The sequence below is a fragment of the Mesorhizobium sp. M0618 genome (assembly GCF_040320765.1).
Lineage (GTDB): Bacteria > Pseudomonadota > Alphaproteobacteria > Rhizobiales > Rhizobiaceae > Mesorhizobium.
Map to the genome: position 1 here is coordinate 43136 of NZ_JAMYQH010000034.1, position 16466 is coordinate 59601.

Below are 16466 nucleotides of genomic sequence, written 5' to 3' on the forward strand. Positions count from 1 at the left end.
CCATAGCGGAGGGCAGCGGCGCCGACCCCCACCCGGACCTTCGGTCCGACCTCCCCACAAGGGGGAGGTAGAAGGCCGCCGATCAAATCGCCGCGGTAATAATAATCTCGACCAGATAATCCGGGGTGGCGAGCTTTGCTTCGCCGGTGGCGCGGGCCGGCGTGTTGCCTTGCGGCACCCACTTGTCCCACTCAGCATTCATCTCGGCAAAGGTGCTCATGTCGGCCAGCCAGATGATCGCCTGCAGTATCTTGGTCTTGTCGGAACCGGCCTTGGCCAGCAGTTCGTCGATGGCCGCCAGGATGTCCCTGGTCTGCGAAGCGACGTTGCCGGTTGGCTGGCCAACCTGACCAGCCAGATAGACGGTATTGCCATGGATGACGATCTGGCTCATGCGCGGGCCAACATCGATGCGACGAATGCTCATTGGATGGTTCCTTCCTGTGGCGGTTGCGCTTCTTTAGAGTCGCGACCGGCTTCGGGCAAGATCGTCAGGTCGAATCCCCTTGGGCCAATGGCATATGGATGTGCAAACACGGCAAGTTGACCCTGCGGCCGCAATTCCGCCGGATTGGCTTGTTGACTAATGTAATAACATCACATATCCAGTCGGCCGCTGCCAGCAGCCGGATTTCGCCGCCTACGGATCGCAGAATGACAAATACCTGCCTGACATTCCGCGACCTGACGCTTGGCTACGGCAGCCATCCGGCGATCCATCATCTCGACGGCACCATCCGCAAGGGCTCGCTGACCGCTGTGGTCGGCGCCAATGGCTCCGGCAAATCGACGCTGATGAAAGGCATTGTCGGCGTCCTGAAGCCGATGGCCGGCGAGGTTATCCGCGCGCCCGGTGTACGTGCCGCCTATCTGCCGCAGCAATCGGAGCTCGACCGCTCCTTTCCGGCACGGGTGGTGGATCTGGTTTCGCTCGGCCTGTGGCCACGGCGCGGCCTGCTTGGCCGCTACACCAAGGAAGATCGCGAAGACGTCAGCAAGGCGCTGATGGCGGTTGGCCTCGGCGGTTTCGAGAAGCGGCCGATCGACACGCTGTCGGGCGGCCAGTTGCAGCGCACGCTGTTTGCGCGTGTCCTGCTGCAGGACGCCGACCTCATCCTGCTCGACGAACCCTTCAATGCTGTCGACGCCAAGACGGTCGGCGACCTCATTGCCCTGATCAAGCACTGGCATGGCGAGGAACGCACCATCATGGTTGTCGTGCACGATTTGGACCTGGTGCGGCAGAATTTCCCCGAAACGCTGCTTCTCGCCCGCCAGCCGATCGCCTGGGGCGAAACCAGGGAAACGCTGAAGCCTGATAACCTGTTGCGCGCCCGCCGCTTCCACGAAGCCTGGGAAGAAAATGCACCCTGGTGCGAGCCGGGCGAGGACGCTCATGGTCACGATCACCATGGCCACGATCACCATGACCATCAACACGGCGTCGGACCGAGGGCTGCCTGATGGACATGCTTTACGGTCTTGTCATCGCGCCCTTCGCCGATTTCGGCTTCATGCAGCGGGCTTTGATCGGTTCGCTGATGCTGTCGCTCGGCGCCTGCCCTATCGGCGTCTTCCTGATGCTGCGACGCATGAGCCTGTCGGGCGACGCGATGGCGCACGCCATCCTGCCCGGTGCAGCCGCCGGCTTCCTGTTCTATGGACTGGAGATCCTGCCGATGACCATCGGCGGCCTGATCGCCGGCGTCATCGTCGCGCTCGGCGCCGGCGCCGTCTCGCGCTTCACCATCCAGCGCGAGGACGCCTCGATGGCGGCGTTCTATCTGATTTCGCTCGCCATCGGCGTGCTGATGGTGTCGATCCGCGGTTCCAGCGTCGATCTCATGCACGTGCTGTTCGGCACCGTGCTGGCGCTCAACGATGAGGCCCTGACGCTGATCGGCGGCATCGTCGCGGTGACGCTGGTCAGCCTCGCCATCTTCTGGCGGGCGCTGGTCGCCGAATGCCTCGACCCGCTGTTCCTGCGCTCGGTCAGCCGGCTCGGCAGTCCGGTGCATTTCATCTTCCTCGGCCTTGTCGTGCTCAACCTTGTCGGCGGCTTCCAGGCACTCGGCACGCTTCTGTCGGTTGGGCTGATGATGCTGCCGGCCGCAGCCGCCCGCTTCTGGACAGTTCGCGTCGAGCCGATGTGCGTGCTGGCGGTGCTGATCGGCTTCGCGTCCTGCGTCGCCGGGCTGCTTTTGTCCTATCACGCGTCACTGCCGTCCGGCCCGGCCATCATCCTGTCGGCCGGCGTCGTCTATTTCGCCTCGATCCTGTTTGGCACGCGCGGCATTCTGCGCGCGCGCATCATCCATCACCGTCACAGAACGGCCTGATCCCCGCCCCTAGAAGGAGACCCGTCTATGCTGAAATCGATCCATGCCGCCTTGGCTATGAGCGTTATAACATTAACCGCCTTTGGCGCATCGTCGGCCTTGGCGGCACCGCTGAAAGTGGTCGCCAGCTTCACCGTCATTGCCGATTTCGCCAAAAATGTCGGCGGCGACCGCATCGACGTCACCACCATTGTCGGGCCGGATGGCGACGCCCATGTCTACGAGCCGAGCCCGGCCGATGCTGTGGCCATGGCCAAGGCCGACATCGTGCTGGTCAACGGCCTGCATTTCGAAGGTTTCCTGCAGCGGCTGGTCGATGCCAGCGCCACCAAGGCGTCTATCATTACCTTGACCAAGGGCGTGACGCCGATCGATTTCAAGCCTGAATTCGCCGACGCCGACGCGGCCGAAGGTGCCGGCACCGGCGGCGGCAAGACGGTCACCGATCCGCACGCCTTCCAGTCGATCGCCAACGCCAGGATCTACGTGAAGAACATCGCCGAGGCCTTCTGCGCGGCCGATTCCGAAGGCTGCGTCAGCTACCAGACCAATGCCGCCGCCTACACCAAGAAGCTCGACGCGGTCGAAGGTGAAGTGAAAACGGCGATTGCCTCGATCCCGCAGAGCAAACGCGTCGTCATCACCTCGCATGACGCCTTCGGCTATTTCGAACACGCATACGGCCTGACCTTCCTCGCCCCGCAAGGCATCTCGACCGACTCCGAGCCATCCGCCGCAGACGTCGCCAAACTGGTCAATCAGGTGAAGCAGGACAAGGCGGCTGCGATCTTCGTCGAGAACATCACCAACCCGCGCCTGATCGAACAGATCGCCAGCGAAACCGGCATCAAGGTCGGCGGCACGCTCTATTCGGATGCGCTGTCGCAGCCCGACGGCCCGGCTGCGACCTATATCGACATGATGCACAACAACATCCGTCAGATCAAAGGCGCCATTCTCGGCAGTTGAGTATGAAGGATTGTCCAGCCGGGCCGCATCGGCCCGGTTGGATTTTCCGGCACGTAGTGTCTATTTGGCAGAGAATTCCTTCGGTATGGATTGCCGCCCATGTCGGGGAGTGGCAAGACTGCCGCCTGACCAGTTTGCGAGGATGCTGCCATGGAATACCGCGAAATCAGCGAGGACTATTCGGTTTCGGGCCAGATCCAGCCTGAGGACGTCGCCGCCATCAAGGAAGCCGGCTTCAAGAGCGTCATCTGCAACCGGCCCGATGACGAACAGCCCGGCCAGCCTTCTGCCGACACCGTCAAGGCAGCGGTCGAAGCCGCAGGGCTTGCCTTCCGCTACATCCCCGTCATCAGCGGCCAGATTACGGCCGAGAATGTCGGGGATCAGGCCGAAGCGCTCGACGAACTCGACGGCCCGGTCTTCGCCTATTGCCGCTCCGGCGCCCGCTGCACCAATCTCTATGGGCTGATCCAACAGTCGAAGGGCTGAACGGCCTTTCCGTCATTCCGTAGCTGGCGATCCTTCACACCCCCTCTGGCCTGCCGGCCATCTCCCCCGCAAGGGGGAGATCGGCAGCTTCGCCGCCAAGGCTCTTCCTGCAACGTTGGCGATTGGCGAAGGGATTCGCGACATCCAATCTCCCCCCTTGCGGGGGAGATGTCCGGCAGGACAGAGGGGGGTGCTGCCCCTCCGACGTATCAACTGAAATCCGTTCTGCCTAAATCGGTAACGCACCCGTCTCCTTCAGCGTCTCCAGTACGATCGCCGTTTTCACATGCTGCACGGATTCGTGCGGCAGGAGCACCCCGTTGACGAATTCCGACAGCGACTTCAGGTCGGGCGTCACCACTTTCAATATATAATCCATCTCGCCGGTCAGCGCGTGCGCTTCCTGCACCTCAGGCAGCCGCGCCACCAGCTCGCCGAAGCGCCGCGCATTGTCGCGGTTGTGCGTGGCGAGCGTGACCGAAATGACGTTGACCAGGGAAAAACCGAGCTTGTCGCGGTCGAGAACGGCGCGATAGCCCCTGATGAAGCCATCCTCCTCCAGCCGCTGGCGGCGGCGCGAGCATTGCGACGCCGACAGGTTCACCCGCTCCGAAAGATCGTTGTTGGTGAGCCGCGCATCACCCTGCAACAGCGCCATTATCTTGCGGTCGAACTGATCAATCCGCGTCTCATCCATGGCTTTTCCTCATATCATGCACGCTTCACGCATGACATCATCATTTCAAGCGTTTGAATGCAAGCACCGTGCGCCTCCTCCGCGTTATGATCGCAGGCTAGGCCAGCTTTCGGAGGAATATGATGGGTCCCTTCCCGCACGACGCCCCGCCCGCCAAGATCAGCAAGGACAACCCGGCCGGCACCGACGGCTTCGAGTTTGTCGAATTCGCGCATCCGGAGCCGCAGAAGCTCGCTGAGCTGTTCACCCGTATGGGCTATGTTGCGGTGGCCAAGCACCGCACGAAAGACATCACCATCTGGCGGCAGGGCGACATCAACTATGTCGTCAATGCCGAGCCTGGCTCGCACGCGATGAAGTTCGTCGACAAGCATGGGCCTTGTGCTGCCTCGATGGCCTGGCGGGTTGTCGATGCCAAACACGCTTTCGATCACGCCGTTGCCAAGGGTGCCACGCCTTACGAAGGCGCCGACAAGGCGCTCGACGTGCCGGCAATCATCGGCATTGGCGGCTCGCTGCTCTATTTCATCGAGACCTATGGCAAGAAGGGTTCGGCCTATGATGCCGAGTTCGAGTGGCTGGGCGAGCGCGACCCGCGGCCGGAAGGCGTCGGCTTCTACTATCTCGATCACCTGACCCACAATGTCTATCGCGGCCAGATGGACAAATGGTGGGATTTCTACCGCAATCTGTTCGGCTTCAAGCAGATCCATTTCTTCGACATCGACGGCAAGATCACCGGCCTGGTCAGCCGCGCCATCACCTCACCCTGCGGCAAGATCCGCATTCCGCTCAACGAGTCCAAGGACGAGACTAGCCAGATCGCCGAATACCTGAAGAAGTACAATGGCGAGGGCATTCAGCACATCGCTGTCGGCACCGACGAGATCTACGCCGCCACCGACAGGCTGGCCGAGAACGGGCTGAAGTTCATGCCCGGCCCTCCGGAGACCTACTACGACATGTCGTATGACCGCGTGAATGGCCATGACGAACCGATCGAGCGGATGAAGAAGCACGGTATCCTGATCGACGGCGAAGGCGTCGTCGACGGCGGCACGACCAAGATCCTGCTGCAGATCTTTTCGAAGACCGTGATCGGCCCGATCTTTTTCGAGTTCATCCAGCGCAAGGGCGACGAAGGTTTTGGCGAGGGCAACTTCCGCGCGCTGTTCGAATCCATCGAGCAGGACCAGATCAAGCGCGGGGTGATCAAGGTTCAGGCTGCGGAGTAGGTAGATTCGAACCGGGCTTCTTGCGGCGCGACCAATTATGACCTAAATTATGGTCATAAGGATCGCGCTATGAATGTTTCCATCGCCGAGGCCAAGGCCAAATTGTCGGAACTCGTCAGCCGCGCGGAAGCCGGCGAGGAGATCGTTCTCACACGCCACGGCAAGGTGGCCGCGCGCATCGTACCGCCGGCAGCGGCCGAACCACTGCCGCGTATTGGCGCCTTGAAGGGCAAGATTTGGATTGCGGACGATTTTGATGAACTCGGTCCCGAATGGGACGAGTACGTGAAATGACGGTCGGCCCGTTTCTCGCCGACACGCATATCATCCTGTGGTCGATTTCAGACGATCCACGTCTCAGCCAGCACCACCGCGCTATCTTGGCTTCGGAAGCGGTGGTGTTCGCGAGCGCGGCAAGCGTCTGGGAAATTGCCATCAAACGTTCAATCGGAAAACTCAACGCGCCGGACGATCTGCCAACGCTGCTTCCCAGAATGCAATTTCAGCCACTTGCCGTCACTTTGCAGCATGCGAACGCCGTCAGCAGCCTACCCCACCATCATGGTGATCCATTCGACAGACTGCTGATCGCGCAGGCGCAAATGGAGAACCTAGCAATCCTTACATCCGACCCGTGTTTTGCCCGTTATGATGTCGCTCTGGGATGATTAGCGAGACAAGTCGCTCTCACAAACCCAACCGCTCGACCTCTCTCTCCCTCAGCTTCGCATCATAGCAGAGCAGAAATTCATCCAATTGCGGCGGCTTGACCGACGTGCCCGAAAGCATTGCGTGCACCTGGCCGCGGTGATGGATGTCGTGCAGAAAGACATGGGCGAGGATATCGCCGATGCGCTCGGGGATCATGCCGTCCTCGCGCCGGTCGGTGATGACGCGGCGATCGAGATCGTCGGCCGACAGCCTATCGCAAAAGGCGATCAGCCGCCGGTCGGCTGCGACCTGCGCGGCAAACAACGCCGCCGGCTCGTCGAGGGGCACGAAGTCGTCATGGGCGGCAGCACCGAGACCACCCTCTTCGAGAAAATCGAGATAGAGAAGATCGACCGCAAGGATGTGGTTGAGCGTTGCCTTGATCGACGGAAAGAAGCTGGTGCGTTCGGCCTCGAACTCACCGGGCTGGAGGGACAGCACCGCGCGGTAGAGCCGGTCGTTCGACCACAGATTGTTGCCGGCCATACGGCGCAGATGGTCGAGCAGGTTCACGAGATCATCCCCCTGCCCGCACCAGATGCAAGCCTGCCCCCATGATCGCGAATCCGGCAAGAACGATCAGCAGCAGCCCGTTCATGCGCCGACGCATGGCTTGCGTCTCCTCATCCCGCGCGACTTTCATGTTGGTGATGGTGTGGAACATCATCGCCTTGCGCGGAAAGCCGCCGCGGTTGGTCAGGTCAGGCGAGCGCGCCTCGATGCGGTAACTCAGCCGGATCGCCTGGATGAAGACCGCCAGTATAGCGAGTGCCCAGACACCGGCCAGCAGATAGACCCCGGTCATGCCCTCACCTCTCGTATTTCTCGACCTTCTGCTCGATGGCGCCGAATATCGAATGCCCGGTCTTGTTCTTCATCTCCATGCGCACCGTGTCGCCGAAGCGCAGGAACGGCGTTTTGGGTTCGCCTGACACAATGGTCTCGATCATGCGCAATTCGGCGATGCAGGAATAGCCGGCGCCGCCGGCCGAGACAGGCTTGCCCGGCCCGCCGTCGAGCTTGTTGGAGACGGTGCCGGAACCGATGATCGTGCCGGCGGCTAATGGCCGTGTCCTTGCCGCGTGAACGATCAGCGCCGGAAAGTCGAAGGTCATGTCGACACCGGCATTGGCGCGGCCGAACGGCTTGCCGTTGAGATCGGCAAGCAGCGGCAGGCTGACCTTGCCGCCGTCCCAGGCGTCACCCAGTTCGTCCGGCGTCACCGCGACCGGCGAAAACGCCGAGGACGGCTTTGACTGGAAAAAACCAAACCCCTTCGCCAGTTCCGGTCCGGTGAGCGCGCGCAGCGTGACGTCATTGACCAGCATGACCAGCCGGATCGCAGCGCGCGCTTCTTCGAGAGTGGCGCCCATCGGCACGTCGTCGACAATGACGGCGACCTCGCCCTCCATGTCGATGCCGAAGCCTTCGTCAGCCATGCGGATCGGGTCACGTGGCGGAATGAAGGCGTCCGAGCCGCCCTGGTAGATCAGCGGGTCGGTCCAGAAGCTTGCCGGCATCTCGGCGCCGCGCGCTTTGCGCACCAGTTCGACATGATTCACGTAAGCCGAGCCGTCGGCCCATTGATAGGCGCGCGGCAGCGGCGAGTGGGCGTCATGCTCGTGGAAGCGCTCCGCCGGCACCGCATTGTTCTCAAGCGATTCCGCTATTGTCGCGAGATGCGGGGCGATGCGGCGCCAGTCGTCGAGCGCCGCCTGCAGCGTGCGCACCAGGAACGAGGCGTCGGTGAAGCGTGTCAAGTCGCGCGAGACGACGACGAGTTTTCCGTCGCGCGTCCCGTCCTTCAATGTGGCAAGCTTCATGCAGTTTCCTCTCCTTGTGCAGCTTTCTCGCTGCTTAACTCCACAACAAGGCCGTCGCGGGCGATCGTCAAGTCGCCGGCCCATGTTTTCCTGACAGCGTCAGTCCAGTCGGCCTCGCCGATCCCGGGATCGTCGGCCGGAATGAGGTGGTTGAGCACCAACCTCTTCACGCCGGCATCGCTGGCGATGCTGCCGGCCTCTTCGGCAAAGCTGTGGCTGGCAAGCAGATGCTCTTTCAGCCGCGCGCCATTGCCGGTCCTGGCCACCAGCCGCTCGATGCCTTCCTCCAGCATGGCTTCATGGACGAGGATATGCGCACTCCGGGCGAACTCCGCGAGCGGCGGATAGAAGGCCGTGTCAGCGGAGAACACCACGCTTTTCCCGCCGTGTTCGAAGCGCAGGGCAAAACAGTCGGTCACCGGCGGATGCTCGACGCGCAGCGCCGAAACCGTCAAGCCGCCCTGCTCGAGCACCTGGCCTTCGCCGAATTCGACGATCGAAACCAGGTCTCGAATATCCGGCCGGCCCTCGTCGACGATGCGGATTTCGATATCGAACTCCATCGCCTGGCAAAAGCGCTGCCAATAATGATCCGTGCCGGGCGGACCGAACACGTGGACCGGCGCCGCCAGACCCGCCGTCCAGGCGGTGTGGATCAGCGGCCCCAGCTCCAGCACATGATCGGAATGCAGATGCGTGATAAAGACCAGGTCGAGCGATATCAGGCTGATGCCGGCATCAACGAGACCCCGCGTGACGCCAAGGCCGCAATCGATGACGATGCAGCGGCCGCCCATCTGCAGCAGCGACGAGCTCGGCCATGGACCACCCGGCCGCAATGCCGGGCCACCCTTCGAGCCCAAAAGCACCAACCGATCAGGCATTGGCTCGGTGCTCAAGACCAGTCGCCCTCGGGCGTGCCGTTGAAACGCTTCTTCAGATCCGCCCAGCAGTCGATGTAATTGTCCTGCCGGGTTTCGAGTTCGGCGCCGTAGCGGGTCAGCATCTGCGGAAATCGGGTCTCGAACATGAACGCCATGGTGTTGTCGAGCTTGACCGGTTTCAGGTCCGCGCGCGAGGCCTTTTCGAAGCCAGGCGCATCCGGCCCATGGGCCAGCATCAGATTGTGCAGGCTGATGCCGCCGGGCACAAAGCCTTCTTCCTTGGCGTCGTACTGGCCATGGATCAGGCCCATGAACTCGCTCATGATGTTGCGGTGGTACCAGGGCGGCCGGAAGGTATCTTCGGCCACCAGCCAGCGCGGCGGGAAGATGACGAAGTCGATATTGGCCGTGCCCTCCTCGCCGCTCGGTGCGGTCAGCACCGTGAAGATGGACGGGTCGGGATGGTCGAACAGCAGCGCTCCGACCGGCGAAAAGGTCGCCAGATCATATTTGTAGGGCGCGTAATTGCCGTGCCAGGCAACGACGTCCAGCGGCGAATGGCCGATCTCGGTGACATGGAAATTGCCGCACCATTTCACCGTCAGCCGGCACGGCGTTTCCTTCTCCTCGAACCAGGCGCAAGGCGTCTTGAAATCGCGCGGATTGGCCAGGCAATTGGCGCCGATCGGGCCACGGTCGGGCAGCGTCAGCTTGGCGCCGTAGTTCTCGCAGACATAGCCGCGCACTTCCTTGTCGCCCAGCTCGACCTTGAAGACCAGACCGCGTGGCAGCACGGCAATCTCGCCGGGCCGAAGCTCTATGACGCCCATCTCGGTGACCAAACGCAAGGCGCCGACCTGCGGCACGACCAGCAATTCACCGTCGGCGTTGAAGAAATGGTCGTCGACCATCGAGGTGTTGGCGACATAGACATGCGCTGCCATGCCCGCCTGACCGAGCACGTCGCCTGATGTGGTGATGCTGCGCATGCCCTTGATAAAATCGGTCGGCTCCTTCGGCATCGGCACCGGATTCCAGCGGTACTGGCCAAGCGCCAGTTCGTGATCACCGACATTGGGCGCGCTCTTCCACAAGGGATAGCTCGCCGGCTTGAAGCGGCCGGTGTGCTTCACACTTGGCCGGATGCGGTAGAGCCAGGAGCGCTCATTGGTGCCGCGCGGCGCGGTGAAGGGCGAGCCCGAAAGCTGCTCGGCGTAGAGGCCGTAGGCCGGCCGCTGCGGGGAATTCCGTCCTTGCGGCAGCGAACCGGGCAGCGTCTCGGTTTCGAAGTCGTTGCCGAAGCCCGGCATATAGGAAAAGGCCATGGCTTCCTCCCGAAATGGATATCAATTGACCAAACTGGTTTCATTTGTAACCATTGAAAATGTAACCATCAATGGCGACTTTGAAAAATGGTGATCAAGAGCGAAGCGTCCGACGCGCCTGAAATTCTCAATCTGGAAAATTTCCTGCCCTACCGGCTGCACCGGCTTGCCGAGGCCGTCAGCCGGGAATTCTCGAGGATATACAAGGATCGTCACGGCCTCACGCGTCCCGAATGGCGCACGCTGGCCGGGCTCGGACAGCGTGGCACGATGACGGCGACGGCGCTGGGCGAACAGTCGGCCATGCACAAGACAAAGGTTTCGCGCGCTGTCGCCGAACTCGAACGGCGTCGCTGGCTGACGCGAAAACCGGACGAAAAAGACCGCCGTATCGAACATTTGACGCTGACCGGAACGGGGCTTGCCGCCTATCGCGAGATGGTGCCGCTGGCGAAGGCGTTCGAACGGGATTTGCTGGCAAGACTAAGTGCTGAAGAGCGCGCGGCGATCACCAGCGGACTGGCTGCATTGGAGACCAGTCTGGTCCCGAGCTAGTCCAAGATCAAGCCAATCACTCTGAACGACAGAGTTCGAGCGAGACTGCGTGGGAGCTCCCACCACAGCCAAAGCATAGCATTGCCTTCGATTTGATCGTGATTTGCGTTGTCAGGCCGCGTATAATGCCCATCACACCGACGGGAGGACTACGATGAGCATTCGCACATTAAGTGTCCTGGTGACGCTGCTTGTAGGCACCTGCACATTTGCGCAGGCCCAGCAGACAAAGCCGATGTCGATCGAAGTGTTCCCTTTCGAATTGGAGGATAAGAGCGCCGGGGCGGGAATAATTCCCCCGGATGAATATGACAGGCGCTATCTGTCGGAATCGGCACAAGTTGCGAGGGACATGCTCTCCCAGTCTGGGGGTTTTACAGTAATTGATGTGCCGGCGAGGGATACACAGGCTGCTGCGCCGCACGGATTGCGCAACTGCGCTGGTTGTGAAGGCCCGATTGCCAAGGAGCACGGCGCGTCGCTTGCCTTGCTTGGCGTCGTAACGCGCGTCAACCGAACAGAACATACTATGTTCATTCGCATCCTTGACGCCGAAACCGGGAGACATGTTTCGGAGGGGTTTACCGATCTTCGCATGGGTGCGAACCACGCGTGGCCCCGCTCCGTGAAATGGCTGATGAAAAACAGAATTCTGCGGTAGGGCGGCATCTACCAGTCCATCACCACCTTGCCGGAACTGCCGCTGCGCATCGCATCGAAGCCGGCTTGGAAATCGTCGATGCCGATGCGGTGCGTGATCAGGCCGGAGACATCCAGCGGGCCCTGCACAAGCGCGATCATCTTGTACCAGGTTTCGAACATCTCGCGGCCGTAGATGCCCTTGAGATGCAGCATCTTGAAGATGACCTTGTTCCAGTCGATCTCGAAGCCGGTCGGCGCGATGCCCAGAATGGCGATCTTGCCGCCATTGTTCATGGTGTCGATCATGTCGCGGAAAGCGGGGGCGGCGCCCGACATTTCGAGGCCGACGTCGAACCCCTCGGTCATGCCAAGCGCCGGCATGACGTCGCGCAGCTTTTCCTTCGAGGCGTCGACGACATGCTGGACGCCGAGTTTCTTGGCCAGCGCCAGCCGCACCGGGTTGATGTCGGTGATGACCACTTTGCGCGCGCCGACGCATTGCGCGACGAGCGCGCCCATGATGCCGATCGGCCCGGCGCCGGTCACCAGCACATCCTCGCCGACCAGATCAAAGGACAATGCGGTGTGAACGGCATTGCCCAGGGGATCGAAGATGGCGGCGATCTCGTCGGGCACATCATCGGGGATCGGCACGACATTGTGCTGCGGGATCGCCAGATACTCGCCGAAAGCGCCCGGACGGTTGACCCCGACGCCGAGCGTGTTGCGGCACAGATGCCCCCTGCCCGCCCGGCAGTTGCGGCAATGGCCGCAGACGATGTGGCCTTCGCCCGACACGCGCTTGCCAACCTTGTATTCGGTGACCGCAGCGCCGAAATCGGCAACGGTGCCGACGAATTCATGGCCGGTGACCATCGGCACCGGCACCGTCTTCTGCGCCCACTGGTCCCAATTGTAGATATGCACGTCGGTGCCGCAGATCGCCGTCTTCTTGATCTTGATGAGCACGTCGTTGGGGCCGATCTCCGGCACCGGCACCTCTTCCATCCAGATGCCTGGCTCGGCCTTGGCCTTCACCAGCGCCTTCATCATGTTCGACATGCTTTTGTCCCTTGAATCTCTTGATCCGGAAGCGCTTTTCGATTCCGGCCTTTCAGGAAATGACCCCGAGTTCGCGCCCGACGGCGGCAAACGCTTCCACCGCGCGGTCGATATCGGCGCTGGAATGGGCCGCCGACATCTGCGTGCGGATGCGGGCCTGCCCTTTCGGCACCACCGGGAAGGAGAAGCCGATGACATAGATGCCGCGCTTCAGCATGCGCGCCGCCATCTCCTGCGCCAGGCTGGCATCACCCAGCATCACCGGGATGATCGGATGATCGGCTCCGGCCAGCGTGAAGCCGAGTTTGCCCATCTGCGACCGGAAGCGCGCCGCATTGTCGTAGAGTTTGTCGCGCAGCCCATCGCCGTCCTTGATCAGTTCGAACACCTTGATCGAAGCGCCGGCGATCGCCGGCATCAGCGTGTTGGAGAAGAGGTAGGGCCGCGAGCGCTGGCGCAGCCAGTCGACCACCTGGCTCTTGCCTGATGTATAACCGCCCGACGCGCCGCCGAGCGCCTTGCCGAGCGTCCCGGTGATGATGTCGACCCTGCCCTCGACGCCGCAATGCTCGGCCGAACCGCGGCCGTTCTGGCCGACGAAGCCGACGGCATGGCTGTCGTCGACCATCACCATGGCGTCGTATTTCTCGGCGAGGTCGCAGACACCCCTGAGATTGGCGATGATGCCATCCATCGAAAACACGCCGTCGGTGGCGATCAACCGGAAGCGGCAGTCCCGGGCTTCTTTCAGTCGCGCCTCGAGATCGGCCATATCGTTGTTGGCGTAGCGGAAACGTTTGGCCTTCGACAGCCTCACGCCATCGATGATCGAGGCATGATTCAAGGCATCCGAGATAATGGCGTCTTCCTCGCCCAGCAGCGTCTCGAACAGGCCGCCATTGGCATCGAAGCAGGAGCCGTAAAGGATGGTGTCTTCCATGCCGAGGAAAGAGGAAATCGTGGATTCGAGCTGCTTGTGCTCTTCCTGCGTGCCGCAGATAAAGCGCACCGATGCCATCCCGTAGCCATAGCGGTCGAGCGCCTGCTTGGCAGCATTGCGCAAATCGGCGCTATCGGCGAGGCCGAGATAGTTGTTGGCACAGAAATTCAGCACCTTGTCGCCGCCAACCTCGATCTCGGCCGACTGCGTCGAAGTGATCACCCGCTCCGACTTGTAGAGGCCTGCCGATTTGAGCCCCACGAGTTCGCTGTCGATGTGGGAGAGGAATGCTGCGGTCATGGTCGGCCTCGTTGATGTGGGCTGACTGTCGTCTCGTCCGCGCGAAAAATCCATCGCAAAAACGACCGGACCGGTGGCAAGCAGCACGATGCGGGCCCGATGTCGATCATCATGCCGCCGCGGAAACGACGCCGCGACAAAGGGTTCTGGCCGATGACCGCTCAAATGCCGGTACGGCGCTAAACGAGCCGATAACCATTTCGCGATCTTTCGACAGCCGCCCCTCGCCGGGCAGCCGTCGATTTCCGGTCCTGTTAACGTTTGCAGTTCAATGGTGCTCATACAAGAATCTTTAGGCAAGAATCCGTAGGCGAGAGGGCCGCCCCCGAAAATGTCGCAGCAGCCGGTGCAAACCGTTTCAGGCAAGCTCATACTGCTGATCAAGGCTGGCTATTGGCTGGCCCTGCTGATCATTGCGGCCATGGTGATCGCCTCCTTCATCCTGCTGCAGCAGATGATGGCCACCCAACAGCACAATCACAACTTGCTCGACATCGTCAGCACGCAAAAGACGCTGTCGCAGCGCATCGTCTTCCTTGCCAGCGCAACGGGTGCCGGTTCACGCGACAAGCAACCGGCGCTGGTCAGCGCGCTCAAGCAGGCAACGGCGGAGTTCGAGACGAACTACGACCTGCTGCTCGATCAGACGGGAGCCGATCCGCAATCGCCGGCCAAGCTCGACCCGAAGTCGATCGAAAGCGTCCTTTTCGCCAAGCCCTTCCACCTCGACTATTTCTCGGTCGGGCTGATCGCCAATGGCGACCGCCTGATCTCGGCCTATGAATCGCAATTCAGCGGCAATGGCGGTTACAAGGGCGGCGGCGAGCGCGTCAATCTCGACGCCTCTGTCGCCAATGCGACCTTGTCGGGCTATGCCGCGCTCGGCCAGCGCATCACTGCCGACGCCGACGACCGCTCCGAGAAGCTGCTCGCTCTCCATCGCACGCTGTTCTACGCCACAATCGGCGTCATCATACTGGTGGCGCTGTTCATCTTCAGGCCGATGTCGAACGCCATCCTGCGCAAGACGCATGAATTGATCGACGCGCGCAATTCCATGGCCTTCATCGCGGTGCATGACGGCCTCACCGGCCTGCACAACCGCACGTTCCTGACCGATCATTTCGACACGCTGATCAAGGGCACGCACCGGCGTCGCGAACGCCTTGCCGTCGTCCAGCTCGATCTCGACCGATTCAAGCAGATCAACGATACGCTCGGCCACGCCGCCGGCGACTATGTGCTGGTCGTCACGGCACAGCGCATGCGCGATTCCTGCCGGGCGTCGGATCTGTGCGTGCGCCTGGGCGGCGACGAGTTCGTCATGATCCTCGGCGGCGCCGGCGGCACCGAAGACATCAATATGCTGGCGCGGCGCATCCTGGCACACATCAACGAGCCGATCGTCTTCCAGGGCACGACCATTCTCCCAGGCGCCAGCGCCGGCATCGCGGTCTATCCGATCGACGCCGACAATGCTGGGGATTTGCTGGTCCACGCCGATCTGGCGCTTTACTCCGCCAAGAAGCTTGGCGGCGGCAACTTCTCCTTCTTCTCCGAGGAGCTGCGCCGCGAACTCGACTATCGCAAGCAGCTCGAGCACGACATCAAGGTCGCCATCGCGGAGCGGGCGTTCCAGGTCTATTTCCAGCCGCAGGTTTCGCTGACCAACGGCACGATCAGCGGCATCGAGGCGCTGGTGCGCTGGAACCATGCGGAGCGCGGCATGATCCCGCCCGGCGAGTTCATTCCGGTCGCCGAGAAATGCGGCTTCATGCCCGAGATCGGCCGCATCGTCATCACCAAGGCGATCAACGAGGCCGCCGAATGGAATCGCGCCGGCATTGCCTTCGGACGGCTTGCCGTCAATGTTTCCGGCACCGAGCTGCGCGAGCACGATTTCGATGCGTTCTTGTTCGAGACGCTGGAAAAGGCGGGGCTGCCGCCGCAGAAACTGTCGCTGGAAATCGTCGAATCCGTCATCCTCGACGACGAAAAGACGGGCATCGCGGCCAAGCTGCGGCACATCCGGGCAGCCGGCGTCCATCTTGAACTCGATGATTTCGGCACCGGCTATGCTTCGCTCAGCCATGTCAACCCGAACGAGATCGACCGGCTGAAGATCGATCGCCGCTTCGTCCAGAACATCCATGAGAATGGCGACAACTCGAAGATCGTCCGCGCCATCACCGAGCTGGCGCGTGGCCTTGGCATCTCGATCGTCGCAGAGGGCGCCGAAACCGAGGCCGAGCTCAATTCGCTGATGGCGATCGGCTGCGACCAGGTGCAGGGCTACTCCATCGCCTTCCCGATGCCGCACGACAAGGCGCTGGAATGGCTGACCGCCCGCATGCCCAAGAAGGCCAAGCTGACGGTGCTGCAAGGAAGCCTGGCATAGGTTTGCCTTTTTGTTTGTGCATGTCGTTATCCCAAAACCGCTGCGCACTTTTGGGCGACATGCACCGGCTCGCCTTGACAAGCCGTTGTGGACATGG

19 protein-coding genes are annotated in these 16466 nt (G+C 61.7%); 10 read left to right on the forward strand and 9 right to left on the reverse strand.

What is annotated here, in order from left to right:
* Positions 1–82: 82 nt before the first annotated feature.
* Positions 83–427: a RidA family protein gene (locus tag NKJ04_RS28085; RefSeq protein ID WP_023810170.1), complete on the reverse strand. Its 345-nt coding sequence runs from the start codon at positions 425–427 to the stop codon at positions 83–85.
* A gap of 227 nt (positions 428–654) precedes the next feature.
* On the opposite strand from NKJ04_RS28085, the gene aztA reads away from it, so the two are divergent.
* The 4 genes from aztA to NKJ04_RS28105 all read left to right on the forward strand — a co-directional run bounded on the left by aztA (position 655) and on the right by NKJ04_RS28105 (position 3797).
* Complete coding sequence (gene aztA / locus NKJ04_RS28090) at positions 655–1464, forward strand: zinc ABC transporter ATP-binding protein AztA (protein ID WP_023810169.1); 810 nt, start codon at positions 655–657, stop codon at positions 1462–1464.
* Positions 1464–2339, forward strand: a complete 876-nt coding sequence (gene aztB / locus NKJ04_RS28095; protein WP_031212890.1) for a zinc ABC transporter permease AztB — start codon at positions 1464–1466, stop codon at positions 2337–2339. Before aztA ends, aztB begins: the two co-directional genes overlap by 1 nt.
* A gap of 27 nt (positions 2340–2366) precedes the next feature.
* A complete protein-coding gene (gene aztC / locus NKJ04_RS28100) occupies positions 2367–3308 on the forward strand; it encodes a zinc ABC transporter substrate-binding protein AztC (protein ID WP_352678544.1) in 942 nt (313 codons plus the stop codon).
* Between the two features lie 150 nt (positions 3309–3458).
* Positions 3459–3797 (forward strand): protein tyrosine phosphatase family protein, encoded by a 339-nt coding sequence (locus NKJ04_RS28105; RefSeq protein WP_352629733.1) that lies wholly within the window; start codon positions 3459–3461, stop codon positions 3795–3797.
* 229 nt (positions 3798–4026) lie between these two features.
* Here NKJ04_RS28105 and NKJ04_RS28110 read toward each other — a convergent pair whose 3' ends face one another.
* Positions 4027–4494, reverse strand: a complete 468-nt coding sequence (locus NKJ04_RS28110; RefSeq protein ID WP_352629731.1) for an Lrp/AsnC family transcriptional regulator — start codon at positions 4492–4494, stop codon at positions 4027–4029.
* A 122-nt stretch (positions 4495–4616) separates the two neighbouring features.
* On the opposite strand from NKJ04_RS28110, the gene hppD reads away from it, so the two are divergent.
* The 3 genes from hppD (at position 4617) to NKJ04_RS28125 (ending at position 6397) form a co-directional block, all read left to right on the forward strand.
* Entirely contained in the window at positions 4617–5729 is a 1113-nt protein-coding gene (gene hppD / locus NKJ04_RS28115; RefSeq protein WP_352678597.1) for a 4-hydroxyphenylpyruvate dioxygenase, read from the forward strand.
* 69 nt (positions 5730–5798) lie between these two features.
* Positions 5799–6023: a type II toxin-antitoxin system Phd/YefM family antitoxin gene (locus NKJ04_RS28120; protein ID WP_023813589.1), complete on the forward strand. Its 225-nt coding sequence runs from the start codon at positions 5799–5801 to the stop codon at positions 6021–6023.
* Positions 6020–6397, forward strand: coding sequence for a type II toxin-antitoxin system VapC family toxin (locus NKJ04_RS28125; protein ID WP_352553954.1), 378 nt, complete (start codon positions 6020–6022; stop codon positions 6395–6397). Before NKJ04_RS28120 ends, NKJ04_RS28125 begins: the two co-directional genes overlap by 4 nt.
* Before the next feature lie 19 nt (positions 6398–6416).
* Here the strand turns inward: NKJ04_RS28125 and NKJ04_RS28130 are convergent, their stop codons facing one another.
* The 5 genes from NKJ04_RS28130 to hmgA are packed head-to-tail and all read right to left on the reverse strand — an operon-like array spanning position 6417 to position 10472.
* On the reverse strand, positions 6417–6953 hold the full coding sequence (locus NKJ04_RS28130; RefSeq protein ID WP_127288940.1) for a DinB family protein: 537 nt from the start codon (positions 6951–6953) through the stop codon (positions 6417–6419).
* Positions 6954–6957: 4 nt separating this feature from the next.
* Positions 6958–7245 (reverse strand): hypothetical protein, encoded by a 288-nt coding sequence (locus NKJ04_RS28135; protein ID WP_023813586.1) that lies wholly within the window; start codon positions 7243–7245, stop codon positions 6958–6960.
* A 4-nt stretch (positions 7246–7249) separates the two neighbouring features.
* Entirely contained in the window at positions 7250–8263 is a 1014-nt protein-coding gene (locus tag NKJ04_RS28140; RefSeq protein ID WP_352678549.1) for a fumarylacetoacetate hydrolase family protein, read from the reverse strand.
* Entirely contained in the window at positions 8260–9147 is an 888-nt protein-coding gene (locus NKJ04_RS28145) for an MBL fold metallo-hydrolase (RefSeq protein ID WP_352678600.1), read from the reverse strand. The genes NKJ04_RS28140 and NKJ04_RS28145 overlap by 4 nt, the downstream gene beginning before the upstream one ends.
* Positions 9148–9158: 11 nt before the next feature.
* Positions 9159–10472 (reverse strand): homogentisate 1,2-dioxygenase, encoded by a 1314-nt coding sequence (hmgA, locus tag NKJ04_RS28150; protein ID WP_352678552.1) that lies wholly within the window; start codon positions 10470–10472, stop codon positions 9159–9161.
* An 87-nt stretch (positions 10473–10559) separates the two neighbouring features.
* Here hmgA and NKJ04_RS28155 point away from each other — a divergent pair, with 87 nt between their 5' ends.
* A complete protein-coding gene (locus NKJ04_RS28155) occupies positions 10560–11027 on the forward strand; it encodes a MarR family winged helix-turn-helix transcriptional regulator (RefSeq protein ID WP_352611658.1) in 468 nt (155 codons plus the stop codon).
* A gap of 154 nt (positions 11028–11181) precedes the next feature.
* Positions 11182–11688, forward strand: a complete 507-nt coding sequence (locus NKJ04_RS28160; RefSeq protein WP_352678555.1) for a DUF2380 domain-containing protein — start codon at positions 11182–11184, stop codon at positions 11686–11688.
* A gap of 8 nt (positions 11689–11696) precedes the next feature.
* On the opposite strand, the gene tdh is transcribed toward NKJ04_RS28160, so the two are convergent.
* Together tdh and NKJ04_RS28170 are read right to left on the reverse strand one after the other, a co-directional pair.
* Entirely contained in the window at positions 11697–12731 is a 1035-nt protein-coding gene (gene tdh, locus NKJ04_RS28165) for an L-threonine 3-dehydrogenase (protein WP_352678558.1), read from the reverse strand.
* Between the two features lie 52 nt (positions 12732–12783).
* Positions 12784–13971 carry a glycine C-acetyltransferase gene (locus tag NKJ04_RS28170; RefSeq protein WP_128305076.1) on the reverse strand — a complete coding sequence of 396 codons (1188 nt, stop codon included), beginning with the start codon at positions 13969–13971 and terminating at the stop codon, positions 12784–12786.
* Between the two features lie 331 nt (positions 13972–14302).
* Here NKJ04_RS28170 and NKJ04_RS28175 point away from each other — a divergent pair, with 331 nt between their 5' ends.
* On the forward strand, positions 14303–16369 hold the full coding sequence (locus tag NKJ04_RS28175; RefSeq protein ID WP_352678562.1) for a putative bifunctional diguanylate cyclase/phosphodiesterase: 2067 nt from the start codon (positions 14303–14305) through the stop codon (positions 16367–16369).
* The last annotated feature ends 97 nt before the right edge of the window (positions 16370–16466 follow it).

What these genes read in the sequence shown, in the direction of transcription:
- NKJ04_RS28170 (WP_128305076.1), bottom strand. Translation starts at nt 13,971, where the DNA reads ATGACCGCAGCATTCCTCTCCCACATCGACAGCGAACTCGTGGGGCTC.
- aztC (WP_352678544.1), top strand. Translation starts at nt 2,367, where the DNA reads ATGCTGAAATCGATCCATGCCGCCTTGGCTATGAGCGTTATAACATTA.
- NKJ04_RS28125 (WP_352553954.1), top strand. Translation starts at nt 6,020, where the DNA reads ATGACGGTCGGCCCGTTTCTCGCCGACACGCATATCATCCTGTGGTCG.
- NKJ04_RS28140 (WP_352678549.1), bottom strand. Translation starts at nt 8,263, where the DNA reads ATGAAGCTTGCCACATTGAAGGACGGGACGCGCGACGGAAAACTCGTC.
- hppD (WP_352678597.1), top strand. Translation starts at nt 4,617, where the DNA reads ATGGGTCCCTTCCCGCACGACGCCCCGCCCGCCAAGATCAGCAAGGAC.
- NKJ04_RS28135 (WP_023813586.1), bottom strand. Translation starts at nt 7,245, where the DNA reads ATGACCGGGGTCTATCTGCTGGCCGGTGTCTGGGCACTCGCTATACTG.
- NKJ04_RS28145 (WP_352678600.1), bottom strand. Translation starts at nt 9,147, where the DNA reads ATGCCTGATCGGTTGGTGCTTTTGGGCTCGAAGGGTGGCCCGGCATTG.
- aztB (WP_031212890.1), top strand. Translation starts at nt 1,464, where the DNA reads ATGGACATGCTTTACGGTCTTGTCATCGCGCCCTTCGCCGATTTCGGC.
- NKJ04_RS28105 (WP_352629733.1), top strand. Translation starts at nt 3,459, where the DNA reads ATGGAATACCGCGAAATCAGCGAGGACTATTCGGTTTCGGGCCAGATC.
- NKJ04_RS28120 (WP_023813589.1), top strand. Translation starts at nt 5,799, where the DNA reads ATGAATGTTTCCATCGCCGAGGCCAAGGCCAAATTGTCGGAACTCGTC.
- aztA (WP_023810169.1), top strand. Translation starts at nt 655, where the DNA reads ATGACAAATACCTGCCTGACATTCCGCGACCTGACGCTTGGCTACGGC.
- NKJ04_RS28155 (WP_352611658.1), top strand. Translation starts at nt 10,560, where the DNA reads ATGGTGATCAAGAGCGAAGCGTCCGACGCGCCTGAAATTCTCAATCTG.
- NKJ04_RS28160 (WP_352678555.1), top strand. Translation starts at nt 11,182, where the DNA reads ATGAGCATTCGCACATTAAGTGTCCTGGTGACGCTGCTTGTAGGCACC.
- NKJ04_RS28175 (WP_352678562.1), top strand. Translation starts at nt 14,303, where the DNA reads ATGTCGCAGCAGCCGGTGCAAACCGTTTCAGGCAAGCTCATACTGCTG.
- tdh (WP_352678558.1), bottom strand. Translation starts at nt 12,731, where the DNA reads ATGTCGAACATGATGAAGGCGCTGGTGAAGGCCAAGGCCGAGCCAGGC.
- hmgA (WP_352678552.1), bottom strand. Translation starts at nt 10,472, where the DNA reads ATGGCCTTTTCCTATATGCCGGGCTTCGGCAACGACTTCGAAACCGAG.
- NKJ04_RS28110 (WP_352629731.1), bottom strand. Translation starts at nt 4,494, where the DNA reads ATGGATGAGACGCGGATTGATCAGTTCGACCGCAAGATAATGGCGCTG.
- NKJ04_RS28085 (WP_023810170.1), bottom strand. Translation starts at nt 427, where the DNA reads ATGAGCATTCGTCGCATCGATGTTGGCCCGCGCATGAGCCAGATCGTC.